This window comes from Calothrix sp. NIES-3974 (assembly GCF_002368395.1).
In the GTDB taxonomy this organism is placed as follows: Bacteria; Cyanobacteriota; Cyanobacteriia; order Cyanobacteriales; family Nostocaceae; genus NIES-3974.
The window spans coordinates 5,474,107-5,495,440 of record NZ_AP018254.1 but is presented as its reverse complement, the minus strand read 5'-3'; the positions used below and the strand labels follow the sequence as shown (position 1 = coordinate 5,495,440).

Below are 21,334 nucleotides of genomic sequence, written 5' to 3'. Positions count from 1 at the left end.
GCAGATATGAAATAAAAATCTAATTTGTTAATAGCTACATTACTTTTTCTTAATCTCTGGGTCTTAGATTGGCATTGTTATTGCTATCAGCAATGATGCTAAGTAAAAGGTGTATTCATCTGTGACACTTGCAGACCCCCATACATCGAAATAGTCTTTATAAAATGATTACGGTTCTCATCCAGTGTCAGTGAATTTAATCAGCAAGTAATTAACTCACGTAAAATTTGTCACTTTTATTGTCCAAATTACCCAGTTAAATTGAGAACCAGATCGCAAATCTGTAAACCTGAAAGAGAGGAATAATTGGAATGAAAGGTCGTTTTCACCCCAAGAATGACGTATCGCTCAATAATTCTGGTAACGAATCCATCCGCGACGTGATTGAACGGATGGGGATGAATCGTCGTCGCTTTATCATGACTGCTGTGGGAACTTCCGTATTAACGGCTTTAGGAGATGTGACAGTTGGTGGTTTCCTCCAAACCGTTGAAGCTGCTCCCATCCCCCCCAGTCAAGGATTCCAAGGCATTGGTTTTGAAAGTATTAAACCGAATCTCCTCAATCCAGCTACAGGTAAATTAGAAAAAGACCTGGTTAGCGTCCCCAACGGTTACAAAGCCGAAGTGTTGATTGCTTGGGGAGACCCCATTATGCCTGGTGCTCCCGATTGGTTAGCGGATGCAACCCAAGATGCTGCTGCACAGGAAAAACAGTACGGTATGCACTCTGACGGGATGCATTTCTTCCCCCTTCAAGGAGGACGGGAACTCACCGGTAGAACTGCACGACGGGTTGGAAATCAAGGACCAACAGTTAATAGGGGTATACTCTGTGTCAACCATGAGTATACCCATGAACAGATTATGCACGGTTCTGAAGGTTTAAATCCAGTCACCATTGCCAAAGTCCGCAAATCCCAAGCTGCTCATGGTGTCTCCATTTTTGAAGTATCCAAAACCAGATTTGGTAATCGCTGGACTGTGGAACGCAATTCCCAATATGGTCGCCGTCTCACTGCGAATACAGAAATGCGGATTTCTGGACCAGCAGCAGGTAGTAATTTATTAAAATCCAAGAAATTTAACATCACCCCCACCGGTTCCATCGAAATTGGTGTCAATGACGGTTTTACCGCCTACGGAACCCTAAACAACTGTGCCAATGGTTACACCCCTTGGGGAACTTACCTCACCTGTGAAGAAAACTGGAATGGTTATTTTGGTCATAATGGTGAAACATTGGTTTCCACTCCAGGAATTCCCGATGCGGAAATACTCGCAGGACAAGCTCGTTATGGTGTCACCCAGAACGGATTTGGCTATCAATGGCATAGGGTTGATCCCCGCTTCAATAACCGTACCAATCCCCTTGAACCCCATTTATTTGGTTGGGTAGTCGAGGTTGACCCTTACGACCCCCAAAGCAAACCAGTAAAACGGACTGCCCTCGGAAGAACCAAACACGAAAGCGCTCAGTACGTGGTGGATGCTCAAAACCGCATTGCGATTTACATGGGTTGTGACGAGCGTAACGAGTATATTTATAAATTTGTTTGTTCCCGTCCCTACAACCCCAGAGCAAGGTCCGCAAACCGTGACTTATTAGATGACGGTATCCTCTACGTAGCTAAGTTCAATGCTGATGGTACAGGTCAGTGGCTACCCCTGGTTCACGGACAAAATGGTCTAACTGCAGAAAACGGCTTCAGAGACCAAGCAGAAGTACTAATTAAAACCAGACAAGCTGCAGACCGCGTGGGTGCAACCATGATGGATCGTCCAGAATGGACTGCTGCTCGTCCCCGGATCAACGGATTCCAGGAAATTGAAGTTTATTGTACCCTGACCAATAACAGCCGTCGCGGTACAGATCCTGCTTCTGTAAATAATCCTAATGGTACAACAGCTGGTGGTTCTGCACGTCCTCCTGTGGATGCGGCTAACCCCCGTCCTGATAACCGTTATGGTCACATCATCCGTTGGCGGGAAAATGGACGTACCGTCACCGCAACCAGCTTTACCTGGGATATTTTCGTTCAAGCTGGTGACAAAACAAGAAGTGAAGCCAACCTCAAAGGTAATGTTCAAGGTGATGACTTTAGCTCACCCGATGGTTTGTGGTTTGATGACTTTGGTCGTCTCTGGATTCAGACTGACCACGCAGGAGATGGTGCAGGTGATTTGGCTAACATTGGTAGCAATATGATGTTGTGTGCTGACCCCAATACCAAACAAGTAAGACTGTTTTTAACCAGTCCAATGGACTGCGAAGTCACTGGTGTCACCTCTACCCCCGATGGTAGAACCATGTTCATCAATATTCAACACCCCGGTGAAGGCTCTGGTCCAGAGAATCCAACTGCAACCAGCAATTGGCCCCATAGTCAAGGTTATGGTCCATCCGGTCGTCCCCGTTCGGCAACGGTGGTAATTACCCGTAATGATGGTGGTATTATCGGTGGACTGTAATTTCTGGTTTTTGGGTATCTAAAAAAACGTAGAGACGCGATATATCCGCACCATGAGACGCAATATTATTGATTGATATATCGCACCATGAGACGCAATATATTGCGTCTCTACAAACAAAAAACAAAAAAAATAATTCGTCTGGCTCTATCCAGCAGATATTGGGTCATGCTGACGGATGTAACGTGAGTAATCGTCTGCTATAGTCAAGGATAAAATATCCTTGTAAATTTTGTTGCAAACCTGTTTAGTGGTCAGAGGGTATTTGTTGGTTTGAAGACATAGTACGCCCACAATAATAGTAGTCTATCACACAAAGTGTTATTTTTTGAATTTGTTCAGAAAATAATTCTTGCGAAAATTTCCTCAACCGCGATCGCAATGAATTAATTCAAAACGTGGGACTTCACAATACTGTAAATCATCAAGTTGGTGCATTTGGTGTGAGATTTTTATTTACATTGATGTCATGAATAAGTTTTCCAAAGTTGCCTATTTAACTGCCGTTTGGCTATTGGCATTGACAGCATCTGCTATGGCTGAAGAAACCAAATCCCAGGAAACTGCCGTTGTTTCACCTCGGTTTGGGATTCAGTACACAACTGAAGGAGCTGGTTTTGAATCCTTGGGTAGTGTAGATTTGTTGATTCCCCTATTTCAGAATCCTGGGAATAACGTCACCTTTGTTCAGGGTCGTCTGTTCTTGGATAGTGATTCCAAGATGGGTGGACATGGGTTGGTAGGACACCGGGTTTATGACCAAAAAAATGACCGGATTGTCGGTGTCTATATTGGTTACGATGCTCGTGATACAGCAAACAGTTATTTTAAACAGTTAGGTGTTGGTTTTGAAACTTTAGGTAAATGGGATTTCCGCACCAATGCCTATATCCCCCTAGGGGATAGTCGTCAACAAGTTGGTAGTGCAATACCAGTGTTTACTGGTAATAGCGTTTTTGCTCAACGGGTGTTTGAATTGGGTTTACATGGAGTTGATGCGGAAATTGGTACGAAAATTGCCAATTTGGGTAGCGGTGATGTACGCGGTTATGCAGGTGCTTACTATTTTTCGGCAGCTGGTAGGGAAGCTTTTGGTTGGAAAGCTCGTGTAGAAGCGCGTCCGACAAGTTTTGTGGGGGTAAATTTATCCTTGCAGAATGATGCTTTGTTCGATACTAGAGCAGTTTTGAGTGTGGGTGTGAGTTTCCCCGGTAGTGGTACAACCAAAGGGAAACAGCAGGGTGAAAATTGGTCACGGATGGGTAATTTCCTGGAAAGACGCACTGCGATCGCAACCACAACAAAAGTCAGTAGAACAGCTTTAATTAATCCCGAAACCAATCAACCTTGGAATATCATTTACGTTGCTGACAATGGCAATAGTAATGGTACCAAGGAGTCTCCCTATAGTTTTGGGGATTTCCAGAAAGCTGTGGGTGATGCACAACGTAGACCTGGTAGTTTAATCTATATTCGCTCCAATAGCCCTGATAGCACTGTACCTCGCTTCACCATACCCACAGATACTGAAGTTGCTTCCACTATCGGTAGAATCGGAATAGAAACTACAGATAGAGAACTTCCTGTAGTCCCCTTACCTTTTGTTGGTCAGGGAGTTCAACCAACAATTGCAGGTGATGTCACCCTTGGGAATAACACCTCCTTAGTAGGGTTTACCGTCAATGGTCGGGTACGAGGTGAGAATGTTAGCAACGTGAATATTATCAATAACCAGATTCAAAAAGCTGAAGGAATTGACCTATTCAATGCAACTGGTGAGGTAAATATCCTTGGTAATACCCTTAACGGTGCTGGTAGCAATTCCATTATTATTAACAACGATTCTGGTATTGCCGACATTGCGATCGCTGGTAACTCGCTGGAAAATAGTACTGCTGGAATTCAAGTTAGTGCTTCCGGTAGTGCAGAGATGAATGCGGGTATTCTGGGTAATACCGTCAACAATGCACTTCAATTGGGTATTGGTGTTGAATTTAGCGACGCAAGTAAAGGTTCGGTCTTAATTGTTGGCAATACCGTTAGTAATGTCCAGTTAGATGAGTTATCCGATGGCATTTACGTCGGAGCGTACAATACAGCTGCACTCAGTGAAGTTGATATCTTATTCAATACCGTTGCTAATACTAGTGGACGGGGTATCAGTGTTGGTAGTTATCCTGACAGTAATAATAATTCAACTAACACAGATGTAAGTATTATTGGTAATAGCGTTGACCAAGCGGGTGCTGAAGGGATTGTTGTTGAAGGGATAAGTGGAACTACTAATATTATTGGCAATGGAGTAACTAAAGGAGCCAATATTGGTGTCAGTGTATCTGATCCCAACGGTAATGTCAGCATCGTCAACAATCTTGTCAGTGATAACAAAGGTAGCGCCATTAATATCGCTCAGGAATCTGGTGATGCCAACATCATTGCGATCGCTGATAACCTGCTTGAAAATAACCTTAATGGTGTGAAATTAGACTTAACTGGGAACGCAACAGCGAAGAAGGTTCTCATCTCAGGTAACGAAATCACAGGAAAGGGTGTTGCGGTTAATGTCAATGCTGCCAACAACTCCTCGTTAGATGATTTAACAATCAAAGAAAATACAATCACTGGTAGCCTTGAAGATATTTCCCAAGGTATACAAGTAGGTTTATTCAACAAGGCTCAAGTTAATACTGAGATTAGCAACAATAGTATCGAGAAAGTCTCCTTGGCGGGTATTGGGATAGAATTTAACCAAGATAGCCAAGGTTCTGTGGATATTACAAATAACACCATCAATAATGTCCAAGCAGATGAATTATCTGATGGTATTTACGTAGACTTACAGGATAATGCCAAAACCAGTGGTATTAACATCTCCAATAACACAATTACGACAACTTCTGGACGGGGTGTCCATGTTGGTAATTATACTGAAAATTCAGGCATTGCCCTGGCGATAAATGGTAATACCGTAGAGCAAACAGATGTTGAAGGTATTGCGGTCGAAGGTGTGAATGGCACTACTAACATCAGTAATAATACTGTCAAAAACACTTCCGGAGATGGTGTTAGTCTTGTTGATACCACTGGTAGTGTCAATCTTAATGGCAATACCATCAGTGATAGTCAAGGGAAGGGTATTGCTGTTGAAGATGTGAACGGCACTACCAGCATTAATAACAATAGCGTCAAAAATACTTTTGGAGACGGTATTAATCTGCTTGATACCACTGGTAGTGTCAATCTTAATGGCAATACCATCAGTGATAGTCAAGGGAACGGTATTGCTGTTGAAGGTGTGAACGGCAGCGCTAATATTAGCAATAATATTGTCAAAAATGCCTCTGAAGACGGTATTAACCTGGTTGATACCACTGGTAGTGTCAATCTCAATAGCAATACCATCAGTGACAATCAAGGAAACGGTATTACTATTAGCAATGAATCTGGAAATACAGAAATTGCGATCGCCAATAACCAAATCAGCAATAATTCCGTTGGTGTAGAAGTTAAAGTTTTTGAGAATGCGTCTGTAAATACCAATATCACCGGTAATACCATCAGTGATACCCCATTAGCGGGTATTGGTGTTGAATTTAACCAAACCAGTCAAGGTCGGGTTAACATTGCCAATAACACCATTAGCAATGTGCAATTGGATGAATTATCCGATGGAATTTATGTAGAACTATTTAATCGTGCTACTACAAGCGGTATTTCCATCTCCGATAACACGATTAGCAACACCACCGGAAGGGGAATCAGTATTAGTAATTATGCTGATAATGCTGGTATGAATATTGGAATTATCGGTAACAATATCAATCAAACTGCAGCGGAAGGTATCGCTGTCGAAGGTGTGAATGGCACTACTAATATCAGTAATAATACTGTGAAAAATGCCTCCAGCGATGGTGTGATCCTTGTTGATACCACTGGTAGGGTAAATCTGAATAGCAATACCATCAGCGATAATCAAGGGAAAGGTATTGTCATTAGTAACGAATCTGGGAATACGGAAATTGCGATCGCCAATAACCAAATCAGCAATAATTCCAGTGGTGCGTTGATTGAGTTAACAGGTAATGCAAGCGCGAATGCTCAAGCGAACAATAATACCGTTAATGGTGGGGATTTTGGAGTTGAAGTTAGCCTGACAGATAATTCCCAGTTAAACAATTTGATTATTACGGGTAATACCATTCAGGATACTTCCTTAGCAGGGGTGGGAATCGAATTGAACGACAATAGCAGAGGTCGATTGAATATTGTTAATAACCAGATTACGAATGTCCGATTTGATGATTTCTCCGACGGTATTTATATCGAACTATTTGATAACTCCAGCACTGGTGGTATTTCCATCCTGGGTAACACCATCATGAATACCAGCGGACGGGGTATCAGTGTGGGTAATTATGCCGAAAATACCGGAACAAATGTGGAAATTACTGGGAATAGGATCAACACCACAGATGCTCAAGGTATCGGTGTTGAAGGTGTAAATGGGAGAACTACCATTAGAAATAACACCATTAACAACGCCGTTGGTGAGGGTATTTACGTAGAAGGACAAACCGGTCCAGAAGATATTTCTGGAAATGCCATCACTAATACCCGTCCCTAGTAGTCTATTAACGTGAATTCGACAGATACAAAGAATCCCTCTCCAAAGCTCTTTTTCTTGGGAACAGAGGTTTTGAAAGAATTGATTCTTGATTGAAAACTACGGATTTTCTGTCCCTCTGTGAAGTCGGAGAGGGGTTGGGGTGAGGTTCATCGAACTCACGTTCTATGAAGCGAAAGTTGATACTATTTTTGATTGGGAACCCTTTTTCAAATTGGTGTTAGGTGACAGGGAAAAATGGGGAAGCAGGAGAATAGAGAACTTTTGCTTCCACCATTGAATCTGCTTTCTCTGGACTTGGTGTATGCAGTTATTTATTGCTAATCTACGGAAACGCTACGCGTATGCCTAGATGTAGACGCGTAGCGCAGTTTCCCTTCGAGAGTACAGACGCGACATGTCACGTCTCTCCCTCTTCCCTTTACAGACGACCCGTCGGGTCGTCTGTACTCCCTACTCACTCAATCATCAAGTTAAAGTAATCACAGTGACTTCCGGTGTACAAAAAAACCGTCCCGGTGGATAGGTTCCTAAACCACGATTAACGTAGAGTTGATTTTTACCGATGCGATGAAATCCTTGAGCCCATTCCCAATGACGCACCACCTTCGAGGAATTTACCCGCAAACAAGGTATTCTGGCGCGGACTTTTTTTGGTAGTTGACGGGTAAATTGATGATAGTATAATACAATGGGGCCAAATCCTGGCAACACAAATTGTCCACCGTGGGTGTGTCCAGAAAGTTGTAAATCGACCCGCCATTTACTGAGAATTTCCGCAGTATCAGGATTGTGGGAGAGAACAATACGGGGAGTACGGTCTGATAACTGTTCCATTACAGGTGCAGGTCTAAACTCCCGTGACCAATAGTCTGCAAGTCCCACAATCGGTAATTGTTCCCCAAAGGGATAGGCGATTTGGTTCCACAGAACTTGAATGCCGATACTTGTTAAGGCTTGGGTGATGATAGATTGGGAATGCTTGTAGTAGATGTCATGGTTTCCCAACACAGCAAAAACCCCGACACGTGCTTCCAGATACTTTAAACGTCGAACTAGGTGATAAATCGGGGATGGGTCGTCAGTGACATAATCTCCCGTGAGGACAATTAAATCTGGTTCTGACTCGTTGGTGATTGCGATCGCATCTGCTAACATTTGTTCAGATAATCGTAGTCCGTCATAGTGTAGGTCAGATAAATGGACAATTTTCGTTCCAGACAATGACTTCGGTAAATCTGCAATCCTCACGTTCAATCTTTCCACGGATAAAGGACCAGACAACAATTTGTGCATACGCTGACATGACTCCTCATCAAGAGCGATTCCAGCTTATCAGACGATTGTTAAGGTTTGTTTGTCAGGGGTATACATCCCAACCCTTCCCACACTTGTTGCAAATCCAAATAATCATGGATAAAGGCTTTACGAAGTAGGGGGAAAGGAATAAATTCGTCATATTTTTCCATTTGTGGAGCTTCGGAATCGCTAACTAGGTGTTCGGGGATAATCTGGAGGTGAGGAAGGTTCAAAATCTCCTGATAGAGGGGTTCGAGGTTTTCCTGGGGCATTCTTAATTGTAAATAGTAGGGATTTCTCCCTGTAATCCGTTTAATTCTGTAGGTCTCACGAAAAAACACCTCAATTAATCGCTCTAAAGTACGATAACCAATAGTACCCATCCAGGGAAAAATCAGACATTTATCTGCTTCTAAATGGAGAAAATTACGTTGGTCTAAATTTTGAGAATAGAATAATTGGCGAGCAGTTCTTAAACGTGCGATCGCATTTTTTTGTAAATAACTATATTCTGTTTCTTCACACAAGACTTGACGCATTCTCTGGAGGATTTTACTATGAATTATCCCACTGCCACCACGCCAATAAATACTCGCTTGTCCGGGAACTTGTTTAACTTGAATTACTTTTTTCTGAGTATTGATTTCTAATACTTCCCAGGTTCGTCCCGCCAACCCAAATTGACTACCAACCTTGGGAATAATGGCAACACTACCAATTTCTTGAGTATCCTGTTTCACTTGATATTCTCGTACTTCCGGAAATACCGCATAAAACTGATATTTATTCACAATTTTTTCCCCAGCCAAACCTAGGAATAAATTACCTGTATCGGTGCGTTGAATATGATTAATCTCAATTAAATATTGCAGCAACATTCGGTAATCATCAAAAGTAATATATTGAAATACCGATAAACTCAAAACTTGTTTTGCTAAATCTTTCGGCGCAATTTCACCCGCCGCCACCAACACACTCATCGTTTGATGATACAGCAACGATAACGGGTATTTTAACGGTTTAAATGGCTCCACCCAACGCTCTTCCAAATACAGTTGAATAATCGCGATACTTTGTAATAATTGCCAAGGAATTTGTTCCGGAAATGGTGCATCCTGAACAGTTATATCTTCCGCACAAATAAACCGCATATCAGCGGCTTCCCCCCTTCTTCCCGTCCGTCCTAACCTTTGTAAAAAACTCGCCACAGAAGTAGGTGCTTCCAGTTGAATCACCCTTTCTAAATTACCAATGTCCACACCGACTTCCAGAGTTAAAGTAGCTGCGGTGACTGCTGGTTTACCCTTTTCTTGCATTGCAACTTCTGCTGCTTGTCGTAAACTCGCCGCAATACTACCATGATGTACATGATAAATATCTGGTTCCCCCTTGTGTTGAGCAATTTGTCGCAGGGAGGCAATTATTGCTTCCGTTTGTGATTTATTATTGGCAAAAATTAAACTTTTACTTCCCTGAGTTAAATTAAAAATATACTCATGATAATCCCCTTGATTTTTTGAGCTTAAATCCTCTGTTTCCGAAACAAAAAAATGTTCCACAGACAGTTTCAAATTTCGCTTTCCCCCATCCACCTTTGGTGTGATTACTTGACGACAAGTATCGGACGCTAACCATGTTTCTGCTAATACATAATCCCCCAAAGTCGCAGACAAACCAATTCGTCGATGTTGACGGTTAGTCAAATATGCTAACCTTGCCAATTGACACAAAATTTGACAACCACGTTCAGTCCCCATAAAAGCATGAACTTCGTCAATAATCACAAACCGTAAATCACCAAATAATCGCTGTAAATCACTATGTTTATTAATTAAAAAACTTTCCAATGATTCCGGTGTAATTTGCAAAACCCCACGAGGATTTTTCATCGCCTTATTTTTGTAACTTTGGGAAACATCCCCATGCCAAGGAAATACCGGAATATCCGCTTCCTTGAGTAATTCATTTAATCGCTCGAATTGATCGTTAATTAAAGCCTTAATTGGTCCAATATAAATCGCCCCAATCGATTGTGGTTGAATTGTATATAATTCACTCAAAACCGGTAAAAATGCCGCCTCCGTCTTTCCAGCAGCAGTTCCAGCCGCCACCAAGAGATGGGCATCCGTATCAAAAATCACCTCACATGCAGCAACCTGTACCGGACGCAACTCATTCCAATTATGCCGGTAAATATATTCTTGGATAAACGGAGCAAGTCGAGAAAACACCATATGAGGAGAATACAGGATACAGAATATAGAATACAGGAGAAAAACCCGGCTTCTTCGCAACTTATACCGTTTTACTTTGGAGTTGATACCCGACGGAGAGCTTTCGGAAGCAGGAGAAGAAAATTTATCACAATTTGAGTGAATTTGAGTGAAATAGTATTAGGCGATCGCTTCGGCTAATCAAAAATGCAGAACATGTAGGCTACTCCCTGTACAGACAAGCCAACTGGTCGTCTCTACGGACTATCCCTAATCCCCACTCCCTTTAATAATAGATACAAATTTTACTTTCCAGCGGACTGAAAAAGTGATACCATATAGTTATGTTGCCCAAATCCAGTCAAACAGTTTCTGTAAGATTATAAATGTATCCTCCTCCCTAGATTTGAATGATATTCAGGTTTCTCAGGAGGGAAAAGCAGAAATTCTTACACCACAACTGTTGAAGAGTGTCAAGAGTCGCATCAACCCCTACATTTTCAAATCAAGCGAAAATAAAGCCTTGGCAAGTGATTTTCCTCTGATTAAATCTTATTTTTCACGTCAGGAGATACTGTACTTAGGGAATCTAGATGAAATAAAATGCATTCATGGGGGTGCTGTTAGCGTAGCGTACCATTGAATACTTGTCCGGAATTACAAATTATTGTTACAGGTTCAACGCCAGCTAGAAAATTTAATGTGCTAGCGTTGTTCTTAAACAAGCCTTCACCTTACCTGTGTAAGTAGGTAGGTGCAATTAAACATAAAACCACAATGTAACCAATCATTCGGCGTAGAGACGACCCGACGGGTCATCTCTACTCCCTGATCTGAACGACAATTTTCACCACCCACCGACTTAAAAGCAATCTTTAACTGGAGGAGTTGGGAAAAAAATCCCCTAGTTAATGGCAGTCAACTAGGGGGAATGAGTTATCAGGGTGCATCTACCAATAATTTGTTCTATAGATAGCCAGTTGCTTCCGGAAAAAATTGCTATACTCACTGTCATTTATGTAAAGTTATCGGATTTTTGATCCTTTTTCCCGGCATCCGTGTTATAACAAAAATCCCCTAGTTAATTGGAAATTAACCAGAGGAGTAGGTTATCAGGGTGCATCTACCAATTACTTGTTCGTGACTCAATCAATGAAGTCCGGATAAAAAAGCAAAATTATCTTGGTCGCTTGTTAAAAAAAATCCCCTAGTCGATGGCAGTCAACCAGGGGAGTGAGTTATCAGGGTGCATCTACCAATTACTTGTTCTCAATCTTACCAATCCTATCCGGATGATTTTTTAGTTTATACTTGGTTTTTCTCAGTGATTGAGGGTCAAAAATGACAGAAATCCCCCAGTCAATGGCAGTTAACTAGGGGAAGTGAGTTATCAGGGTGCATCTACCACATCTCTTTTCTGACGATAACTTATACTTTCCGGATAAATCTTTCATGCAAATTTACCAATCGAGACAAATACTGCCTTATTTCCGAATATTCCTCGTGAATATCTCCCATCGGTTCAAACTAATCCAAAAATCCCCAAATCAAGGTCAGTTCATCGGGGAGTGAGTTATCCACTTCTACCATCTAGTTATTCTATAAATTGTGGTGTATCGCTATTTTTAGTTGAGTGTGGAGAACTTCCAAGCAGTTGATTCAGGATGTGTAACTATTTGCCATTGTGAAAGTTTCAAATATTACAATCTCTGTGGGGTTTTGTTCTTCAGTATTTTTGATATAGTTCTCCGACATTTGCACAAGATGTCGGAGTTCTCATCATTTTGAGTTGATTTGTATTGATTGCTCTTTTGTTCTGAATTTCAATCAATCAGAAAAATACAAAAACCCCCGAAAGATGGCAGTCCTTCGGAGGAGTGAGTTATCAGGGTGCATCTACCACTTAACTATTCCCTGACTCTCAACTCACTTCCGGATAAATTGGCGACAGAATTATTTTAGTTACGTACATCAGCAAATTTACAACAAAAACCCCCGAAAGATGGCAGTCCTTCGGGGGAGTGAGTTATCAGGGTGCATCTACCACTTAACTATTCCCTGACTCTCGATTCGTTTCCGGATAAATTGGTGACAGAATTATTTTGGTTACGTACATCAGCAAATTTACAACAAAAACCCCCGAAAGATGGCAGTCCTTCGGGGGAGTGAGTTATCAGGGTGCATCTACCACTTAACTATTCCCTGACTCTCAATTCGTTTCCGGATAAATTGGTGACAGAATTATTTTGGTTACGTACATCAGCAAATTTACAACAAAAACCCCCGAAAGATGGCAGTCCTTCGGGGGAGTGAGTTATCAGGGTGCATCTACCACTTAACTATTCCCTGACTCTCGATTCGTTTCCGGATCAAACTAGTAAATTTTGGAATTTAAATTAACTTGCATCAGTATTATTGCTTATAGCATTTGAGGTTTTGGGGAAAATTGGCAAGACACTTATTCTTCCCCGAAGCTATTCCAGACGGATTGCAAAAGCATATACAGCAAAACTTTCCCATCTCTATCCGCCATATTCATGTTACGAGGTTGAACTGCTCCCAGAAAATGCGTGTATCATTAATAACACAAAGATTAAATAGGGTATGATAAACCTAGGAAATAACAATCATGTAAAAAGTGGATTTTAAAGCTTCTAGGGGGGACATTAGCCAGCCATTGCTTTGATGATGTATTTTCGATTGCAAAAGTAAATTATTGAACATGGGGGTGAAATGTGAGATTGTTAGTGGGGAATTTTTTTTGTAGAAATAATTTTACAAATACTGTTTGGATGAATCTCAGAGTCAAAATTAGTGGCTAGACATGCCATCGGCAAAAGACTTGAAGAGGTTGTTTGTGGGGGGCTTTAGCTATTTTGCTTCTATGGAAACCCTAAAAAGAGGGAGTAAAATTGGTGAAAATCAGATTAAAGTTGTAGAAATATAGATATGGCTAAATGCAATCTTGAGTATTTTTGAGAAACAAACAAAATCAGAGATGCATCTAAAGTATAGGAAGGAGCAAAACATGGATTTGGAGCGTTGGTGTTTCAAATCAATTTTAGGAGGCGAACAGGAGAAGTTGTGACCCAGGAATTTCACATTTCCGTAACTCCAGTAGGACAAAACGACTACTTGGTGCGGACGGAACAAGTCGCACCTGGGGTGCCATTGGCAGAAGAACTCGTTAAATGGCCCGTGGCTGATTGGTTGACGGGTGTGGGTAATTTGATGAACGATCCATTAACCTCCGTGTTGCAGGGTGAAGCCATTGCACGCAACTCGGTCAACTTGGTGGCTTTGGGTCAGCAATTATACAATGAATTATTTCAGGGCACTCTTAGGGATAGTTGGATTACGGCACAGGGTATAGCTCAGAACCATCAACAGGTGCTGCGGTTGCGTTTAGGTATTAAAGATTCGCGATTGGCTAGATTACCGTGGGAGGTGATGCACGCAGGTGATCGCCCCATTGCCACTGGTCCCTATATTGCTTTTTCGCGCTATCAAGCAGGTATGGGAGCGGGTTCGCGGTTAGCAACAAATATGCCTGTCCCTTTGGATGAGGGGGGGATTCACGTGTTGATGGTGATTGCTTCGCCAACGGATTTGGTACGTTTGGATTTGCTCAAGCAGGAAGCGGTAAAATTACAGGCGGAGTTAGAGCGCCAAAATACCTATAGTATTGAAGGTGGTTATGCTCTACCCCAGATCGAATTGACGGTGCTGGAGCAACCAGGACGGGAGGAGTTAACCCAAACCCTGGAGCAGGGGCGATTCCATATTTTGCATTATTCTGGCCATAGTAATACTGGGGTCAATGGGGGGGAAATTTACCTGGTTAATCGCCGTACCGGATTGACGGAAACCCTGACTGGTGATGATTTGGCGGGAATACTTGTTAATAATAATATCCAAGTGGCGGTGTTTAATTCCTGTTTTGGAGCCTATGGGGGAAATGGGGATGGAAGTACGGAAACGGGAGAGCGAAATTTAACTGATAGTTTAATTAAACGGGGAATTCGCAGTGTTTTGGCAATGTCGGAGCGGATTCCCGATGAGGTGGCGTTAACTTTAACACAATTGTTCTATCGGAATTTGAGCCAGGGATATCCGATTGATTTATGTGTTAGTCGAATGCGTCAGGGTTTAGTGACAGCCTACGGAGCGCACCAGATGTATTGGGCGTTACCAGTTCTCTATTTGCAAGCGGAATTTGATGGTTATTTAAATCCCGGCGATCGCATTCCTCCTAGTCCCGAATTGATGAATGATTATGGTGGGGGAAGTGTGGCTGCGGATTTTGCAGGGATTCCTGACCAGTCGGAGATGGCATTGCCGATTGATGGTATTATGGTTCCGGAATTGGGTGATGATGGTTCGGAATTAGGTTGGCTGGGGGATAGTACCTGGGATGATTTGATGGATGACATCGATGAGTACGATGATTCCAGCTATGTGGAAGATTCGGCCATCGTTTCCGATTTATTTCGTCAACTCGACCGGGAAAAAGGGATTGAAAGTACGGCGATGGGTGCGGAATTGATTTCCGAACCTTCGGGGGAAGAAATTCCTGGGGTTGAGGTAGCTAGCGATTTATCTGCCCTTGACCGGGAGGTGGAAAAATGGCGCGAAGCTCGTAATGAACGAGTTGCCAAGGAAAGTGGGGGAGAGTTATCGACCGTGTTCGGTAATCAACCTGCATTGAAGGGAGCCACCCAGACTACTACCTTAGCAAATCAGGAGGGAAGTTGGAATCATTCCAACCCATCGGCAGAAACCTGCGCAAATGACGAAGTGGTCAGCCCAATCCCACGACGACGGGGAATGTCCTTGTTACCAATTGGAGCGATGATCGGTGTCGGTGCGATCGCGTTAGCGATTGGCTTAAATTGGTGGAATTCCCAACAAATGAACAGCATCCCCGAAATTCCCCAGGTCAACACATCTCCATCGAACCGGGTAATTGATGTTGTCAAGGAACCAACCGGAATTGTCACCGAATATGCTATGGAGAAATTGAGTGCAGGGGACTTAGAACGGGGTTTGGATGCGGTAGATGCACTTTTAAACCGTAATGCCCTATCTTCGGCTGAAGCGGCTTTAAGGGTGATTCCTTCCCCACAGAATCAAGACCCCAGGGTAAATTTTTATTGGGGACGTTTGGCTTGGCAAGCAGTACAAACAGGTGATAAAAAATACAGTTACGACGATGCGCGGCGTTATTGGGAAAGTGCAGTTAAAAGTAAACCAGATTCAATAATGTATGTAAATGCCTTGGCTTTTGCCTACTATGCTGAAGGTAAAATTAATAATGCCAATAATTACTGGTTCCAAGCCTTGAGTATTGCTGCCAAAGAAAGTCCAGCCAGTCCAGTGAGTAACAATGCAACTGCGATCGCTACAACCGTAAATCCCAAGGATGCATTGACAGCCTACGCGGGATTAGCATTAGGTTTGTATAAATCCTCCCAAGGGGAAGGTGCAGCGAAACGGGAACAGTATCTCAATGAAGCCGTAAAACTACGCCGTAAAGTCATTCAAGACGACCCTGAAAGTTTCCACCCCAAGTCATTAGCACAAAATTGGCTCTGGACTGAAAGTGCTATCCAAGATTGGCGATCGCTGTTACAAATTGGCTCTCGTTGATTGTTGACAGCTGACTGTTAACAGTTAATAGTCAACTTTAATCACAGAGGACTCGATCAACCTATGGCAAATAATATCTTAGTTAAGCGCTTTTCCCTAGAAGAGTATCACAAATTAACAGAGTTAGGTTTTTTCCATGAGGATGAGCATTTAGAGTTAATTCGGGGAGAAATTCTGCAAATGTCAGCAAAAGGTAGAGCGCATGAAACCTGTCTGCGAAATTTGCTGCGAGAGCTTCCCAGATTAATTGGAGAGCGAGCAACATTGCAATCACAAGCACCAATCACCTTACTGACAAATAGCGAACCAGAGCCAGATTTTGCGATCATCTACAACCGAGATGACAACTATTTATCAGCCCATCCCACAAGTCGCGATATTTTACTTCTGATGGAAGTCTCCGATTCTTCCCTAGAATACGACAAAAGTGTGAAATTACCTCTCTATGCCGAAGCTGGTATTTCCGATTATTGGATATTTAATTTAGTTGACTATCATCTTGAAGCCTATCACGAACCCTATCAAGATAGTCAGGGTAAATTTGGTTACTTGTATAAGCAAATTTGCTTACCCCACCAAACAATCAAAATACCTTGTTTCCCGGAATTGGAAATTAATTTAAATCGAATATTTCCTGGAAGATTGCGATCGCCAAAATTTTAACTACTTTTTACTTTGTTACATAGTGAGGTTTATTTCCACCGACTTACTGAAGAACAGAATTTTAAAGGTATTGACAGCCAAAAATATTGAGATATACTGAGTATATAAGTACAGCTAAGTAAGTTGTCAAACACATTATTGATTTTTGCCTAAGATTTACTAGTTGTCTTATCCTTGCTAGCGTTCGGTAATCCATTTAGCCGAGTAAACCCCAGACTCATAAGAAACCTTCGTTTCAAATTATTTAATGGGCTTCAAATATCACTCGTCTGCTTGGATTATCGAGGGCTGGTAAGAATAGGATAATTAGTGGGACTTAGACTTTAATCAATAATCAATTAATAATACTTAAGCAGTTCTAACTTATCTGAATTGATGATGAGTGCCTAGTTTGCAGGATTTGGTACTGCTTATTCGTTTTGACGTTTTGCTGCTGTTAACTCAGAATCACTAAACTTTTTGGAGTTAACAAAAATATGTCTTCATTTAACAGCGAAAAACAAGCTTCCGTTGCAGTTTCCGTGTATTGGGACTACCAAAATGTCCGTGTGAATGGCAACAAAGTCGGATTACTGATGGAGTTTGTGAAACAGCAAGGAAAACCTATTGGATGTTCGCTATTATTGATACGCACAAAAAGATGAAATATCATGGAGGTATAAATGCATAAACTTCTACAATTTAAAAATGAAAAACTACTACGCTGCGCTTTAACCCATCGTTCCTATGTTCACGAAAATCCAGATGCTGGAGAAGATAATGAACGACTAGAATTTTTAGGAGATGCATTATTAAACTACTTAAGTGGACAATATTTATTTTTCCGTCATCCCGACATTAATGAAGACGAATTAACGCGACGACGTTCTGCTTTAGTTGATGAAAAACAGCTCGCAAAATTTGCTGTTGATGTTGGGTTAGATTTCCGGATGCGTTTAGGAAAGGGAGCAATTCGTGAAGGGGGATATCAAAATGAAAATTTACTCAGTAGCACCTTTGAAGCTGTAGTTGCAGCTTATTATTTGGATAATAATTCTGATGTTGAAGCAGTGCGAGCAGTCGTTGAACCCTTATTTGATTCGGTTCCCCAAAGTGTTGTTACTTATCGCTCAAATATAGATTCTAAAAATCGTTTTCAAGAGTGGGTACAGCGCCATATTACCACTACTCCACCTAAATATATTACCGAACAAATAGGTGGGTATCAACATGCACCGGAATTTTTGGCTAGGGTGATGGTTGGGGATAAAGAATATGGTCGTGGTCGAGGAAATAGTAAGAAGAAAGCAGAAATGGCTGCTGCGGAAAATGCTTTAGAGTTGATTGCGACAATTATGGAAGGTGGAAACAAAAAATCAGCAGCTATTAATCGCAAGATAGGGAAAGGAAATGTTTAGGAGGTGGTTTTAAAAGTCATTGGAATATTGAAACTATTGTATTTGGGAAGAAAAGAGATGCGATATATCGCGTCTCTCCCTACCTCACTACTCCCTGAACTTAACGAAAATTTTTACCACCCACTTACTTATCAGCTTTAAAACAGCATTTTGGGACTTAGGAGGATAGTCAAAATAGTCGTAACTGACATTTTCAAATATCCTCTAAACTTTATCGATTATGAGCATTATGGTGATGGGAAATTTAACATCGTTTGTCAAAGCGAGTGTACAAACCTCCATACTTGAACCAGTACTGTCTGACCTGATTACAAGGAACATTTAAACTAGCTTTTGCGCGATATAAAAATACTTGACGATGGTCTCCCATCCAAATTTTATCGATGGTATCAACGGAGATTAAACTACCTCCTAAAGCGGATATGCATGTGTGGAATCTCTCAATACAGGAGTAATCAATAGTATCAAATATAAAAAAGTTGCCATCACAAATGAGGTGACGACTGCGTATCCAAGATTTTAGTTTTTTTTCTGCTTCTGGTGGCAACATTTCTAACTCGTTACCAAGTAAGTAAATGGAAATGGAATTTAATTAATTAGAGTTTTCAAAAAGTAGATAAATAAGGATTTATTGACGAAAATCCGGTTTGATTCCAGAAATTATAAAGCCGTAGGAAATAATTAGTCCGGAGTTTGGAGGTAACTATGCAGGGAAGTAAATCGTGATACCTTTGAAGTCCGTCGGGTTTTTAAAAACCCGACTTCTCACTCCGGAAAAATTTTACTGGCATTTATTACTTAATAGGGGGAAATTTGCGGTAATAAACCCATGATTGGCAATAGATAATAGGAACCAATTACAAATATCAGGGAAACAACTAACCATAACACCACGTCTTTATTAGAGCCCTGGAGAAATGCTTGCAGACCCCAGGGTTTAATGGTTTGAGCAGTGATGGGTTGGGGTAAGCGATCGCGGTAATCTTCACTGTAGCGAGCTGTACGGAAAAAGGGTGATTCTCCCTGACTTCTCCCTGGTAGGATACGTCGCTGTTGGTAGGGTACTTGGTGTTCCCCAAAGTTTTGCAGATATTCTTGACTATCTAATAATGCGTCGATAAAAGCTGGTAATCCCTGGGTCGCAAGTACAATTGACCAGGCTAACTTTTCGCGATCGCTGTACACTTGACGACCTAGTAGTCGCTGTACGCAGATTTCCACAAATCGATAATTATTGTTGCTATCGTAGTTTAAGCGTCGAAATGCGTCAGAGGTCGCTAATCCCCGGATAAAACCCCGAACGGATATTTGACCGTTGCGTAACTGGGATTCTAAAGCTGGTTGACGGGTACTAGATAACATCTGTTGTTGATGGAACACTTGATAGTAAGCACTCCAAATCAATTCATCCATTTCCTCTGCTGATGGTTGATTGACAGCGCTATAAATTCGTGGTTGTTCCTCACTGGGTACTTCATACCCACAGACACGATGATTACGGGATGACAAGGGATAATCTAACAATGGTAAAGCCATAGGTTTTTCTGAAAATTTCTATAGGTTATTTTCTATTCTGTGGAGGGATAAACTATGCCAATTTAGTTAAGTAATTATATAGTCTGTCAAAAAAACGATTCATATATACACCATCGTCTATAAACCTAAATGCGCTCAGGATTCCCGCAATACCATAACTTCGACAAGCTTGCTACAAGATTCCGCCACAATTAAATTGACAGGCTAGTTGTATTGCAAGACAAAATTGACAAACTTACCCCAAATAGACAATTACATAGGGAAAGTAAGAAAGGTGGTAAGTAATTTGTAAAGAAATCGGAAAGATTTCCTCAAAAGGAAATATTGTTACTTCCTGCAATTTTTTTTCGTAAAAGTTAATAATCAAAAGGAAGGTTGGCTTCTAGCAGTTAAAATAGGTTTAAGCTTAAGATAAACAGTTCCCATGTCCCAGCAAATAGTATGCGCATTCTCCTGATTGAAGACGATGTAAGTCTTGCTGAAACCCTAGCAGAAGCTTTGATAGACCAGCGTTATGTGGTGGATGTGGTGACGGATGGAGAAGCGGGGTGGAATCAAACCCAGATGTTGGATTACGATTTGCTGTTGTTGGATGTAATGTTACCAGAGCTAGATGGGGTGAGTTTGTGTCATCGTTTGCGATCGCATAATTACACAATGCCTGTGTTGATGTTGACAGCTCGTGATACGGTTAGTGATAAGATTACCGGGTTAGATGCGGGTGCGGATGATTATGTAGTTAAACCAGTTGATTTACAGGAATTATTTGCTAGAATTCGCGCTCTACTCCGTCGTGGTCATGTTGCATCAACACCGATTCTGACCTGGGGAAATTTGCGTTTGAATCCCAGTACCTACGAAGTCAGTTATGGACAAGAATTATTACATTTAACGCCTAAAGAATACGGGTTATTAGAATTATTATTACGCAATGGTCGGCGAGTAATGAGTCGGAGCGTAATTATTGAACATGTTTGGTCACTGGAATCTCCCCCAGAAGAACATGCAGTCAAGGTTCATATTCGCAGTTTACGACAAAAACTGAAAGCTGCTGGAGCTAGCGGGGATTTGATTGAAACAGTACATGGAATCGGTTATCGTTTAAAGCAGTTGGAGTGAGTTTTGTCCCTATGGGCAAAATCGGGAGAATATTTAATTAATTAGGGTCTGCAAAAAAGTCTTTTCGTGAGGGTAGGGAACAGGGAGCAGGGAGTAGGGAATAGTTTTAACCGAACAATTCCACTTTTCATATGACTACAAAAAATTGCAGATGTGAGATTTTTTGAACTCTATAGGTCTATTTGTTTGTACTTTTTCAGAAGAAAATATCCTCCAAAGCTTACAGGATAAGAGTTTTACTATTTTTCAGCAAGCCCTAATTAGGTAATTAGGGTCTGGGGAAAAAGTCTTTTCGTGAGAGTAGGGAACAGGGAGTCGAATTTATAAATTTAAATTTCATTACATCAGCTGATTTTAGAAGCT

12 protein-coding genes are annotated in these 21,334 nt (G+C 41.5%); 8 read left to right on the top strand and 4 right to left on the bottom strand.

The window, feature by feature from the left end; translation table 11 throughout:
• The first annotated feature begins 311 nt into the window (after positions 1-311).
• Together CDC37_RS21840 and CDC37_RS21835 are read left to right on the top strand one after the other, a co-directional pair.
• The gene (locus tag CDC37_RS21840; RefSeq protein WP_096625091.1) at positions 312-2,471 is read left to right on the top strand and encodes a PhoX family protein; all 2,160 of its coding nucleotides are present in this window, start codon (positions 312-314) and stop codon (positions 2,469-2,471) included.
• Positions 2,472-2,940: 469 nt separating this feature from the next.
• Positions 2,941-7,095 carry a beta strand repeat-containing protein gene (locus CDC37_RS21835; RefSeq protein ID WP_096625089.1) on the top strand — a complete coding sequence of 1,385 codons (4,155 nt, stop codon included), beginning with the start codon at positions 2,941-2,943 and terminating at the stop codon, positions 7,093-7,095.
• A 468-nt stretch (positions 7,096-7,563) separates the two neighbouring features.
• Here CDC37_RS21835 and CDC37_RS21830 read toward each other — a convergent pair whose 3' ends face one another.
• Together CDC37_RS21830 and CDC37_RS21825 are read right to left on the bottom strand one after the other, a co-directional pair.
• Positions 7,564-8,391, bottom strand: coding sequence for a metallophosphoesterase (locus tag CDC37_RS21830; RefSeq protein WP_096625087.1), 828 nt, complete (start codon positions 8,389-8,391; stop codon positions 7,564-7,566).
• Positions 8,392-8,441: 50 nt separating this feature from the next.
• Positions 8,442-10,628, bottom strand: coding sequence for a DEAD/DEAH box helicase (locus tag CDC37_RS21825; protein WP_096625085.1), 2,187 nt, complete (start codon positions 10,626-10,628; stop codon positions 8,442-8,444).
• A 2,013-nt stretch (positions 10,629-12,641) separates the two neighbouring features.
• Between CDC37_RS21825 and CDC37_RS25615 the strand changes: the two genes are divergently transcribed.
• The 5 genes from CDC37_RS25615 to rnc all read left to right on the top strand — a co-directional run bounded on the left by CDC37_RS25615 (position 12,642) and on the right by rnc (position 18,316).
• A complete protein-coding gene (locus CDC37_RS25615; RefSeq protein WP_255408871.1) occupies positions 12,642-12,776 on the top strand; it encodes a hypothetical protein in 135 nt (44 codons plus the stop codon).
• Positions 12,777-12,785: 9 nt separating this feature from the next.
• The gene (locus tag CDC37_RS25610; RefSeq protein WP_255408870.1) at positions 12,786-12,920 is read left to right on the top strand and encodes a hypothetical protein; all 135 of its coding nucleotides are present in this window, start codon (positions 12,786-12,788) and stop codon (positions 12,918-12,920) included.
• A 771-nt stretch (positions 12,921-13,691) separates the two neighbouring features.
• Positions 13,692-16,256, top strand: coding sequence for a cell division protein HetF (hetF, locus tag CDC37_RS21815; protein WP_096626522.1), 2,565 nt, complete (start codon positions 13,692-13,694; stop codon positions 16,254-16,256).
• A gap of 63 nt (positions 16,257-16,319) precedes the next feature.
• On the top strand, positions 16,320-16,919 hold the full coding sequence (locus CDC37_RS21810; protein ID WP_096625081.1) for a Uma2 family endonuclease: 600 nt from the start codon (positions 16,320-16,322) through the stop codon (positions 16,917-16,919).
• A gap of 662 nt (positions 16,920-17,581) precedes the next feature.
• The gene (rnc, locus tag CDC37_RS21805; protein ID WP_096625079.1) at positions 17,582-18,316 is read left to right on the top strand and encodes a ribonuclease III; all 735 of its coding nucleotides are present in this window, start codon (positions 17,582-17,584) and stop codon (positions 18,314-18,316) included.
• A 244-nt stretch (positions 18,317-18,560) separates the two neighbouring features.
• Here the strand turns inward: rnc and CDC37_RS21800 are convergent, their stop codons facing one another.
• Both CDC37_RS21800 and CDC37_RS21795 read right to left on the bottom strand, forming a co-directional pair.
• Complete coding sequence (locus CDC37_RS21800; RefSeq protein ID WP_096625077.1) at positions 18,561-18,866, bottom strand: CpeR family transcriptional regulator; 306 nt, start codon at positions 18,864-18,866, stop codon at positions 18,561-18,563.
• A 248-nt stretch (positions 18,867-19,114) separates the two neighbouring features.
• The gene (locus tag CDC37_RS21795; RefSeq protein ID WP_096625075.1) at positions 19,115-19,852 is read right to left on the bottom strand and encodes a phycobilisome rod-core linker polypeptide; all 738 of its coding nucleotides are present in this window, start codon (positions 19,850-19,852) and stop codon (positions 19,115-19,117) included.
• 441 nt (positions 19,853-20,293) lie between these two features.
• On the opposite strand from CDC37_RS21795, the gene CDC37_RS21790 reads away from it, so the two are divergent.
• Complete coding sequence (locus tag CDC37_RS21790; RefSeq protein ID WP_096625073.1) at positions 20,294-20,971, top strand: response regulator transcription factor; 678 nt, start codon at positions 20,294-20,296, stop codon at positions 20,969-20,971.
• Positions 20,972-21,334 lie beyond the last annotated feature (363 nt).

Excerpts from the sequence above, each read along its gene's own strand:
- CDC37_RS21840 (WP_096625091.1), top strand. The coding sequence starts at position 312 with ATGAAAGGTCGTTTTCACCCCAAGAATGACGTATCGCTCAATAATTCT.
- CDC37_RS21835 (WP_096625089.1), top strand. The coding sequence starts at position 2,941 with ATGAATAAGTTTTCCAAAGTTGCCTATTTAACTGCCGTTTGGCTATTG.
- CDC37_RS21830 (WP_096625087.1), bottom strand. The coding sequence starts at position 8,391 with ATGCACAAATTGTTGTCTGGTCCTTTATCCGTGGAAAGATTGAACGTG.
- CDC37_RS21825 (WP_096625085.1), bottom strand. The coding sequence starts at position 10,628 with ATGGTGTTTTCTCGACTTGCTCCGTTTATCCAAGAATATATTTACCGG.
- CDC37_RS21810 (WP_096625081.1), top strand. The coding sequence starts at position 16,320 with ATGGCAAATAATATCTTAGTTAAGCGCTTTTCCCTAGAAGAGTATCAC.
- rnc (WP_096625079.1), top strand. The coding sequence starts at position 17,582 with ATGCATAAACTTCTACAATTTAAAAATGAAAAACTACTACGCTGCGCT.
- CDC37_RS21800 (WP_096625077.1), bottom strand. The coding sequence starts at position 18,866 with ATGTTGCCACCAGAAGCAGAAAAAAAACTAAAATCTTGGATACGCAGT.
- CDC37_RS21795 (WP_096625075.1), bottom strand. The coding sequence starts at position 19,852 with ATGGCTTTACCATTGTTAGATTATCCCTTGTCATCCCGTAATCATCGT.
- CDC37_RS21790 (WP_096625073.1), top strand. The coding sequence starts at position 20,294 with ATGCGCATTCTCCTGATTGAAGACGATGTAAGTCTTGCTGAAACCCTA.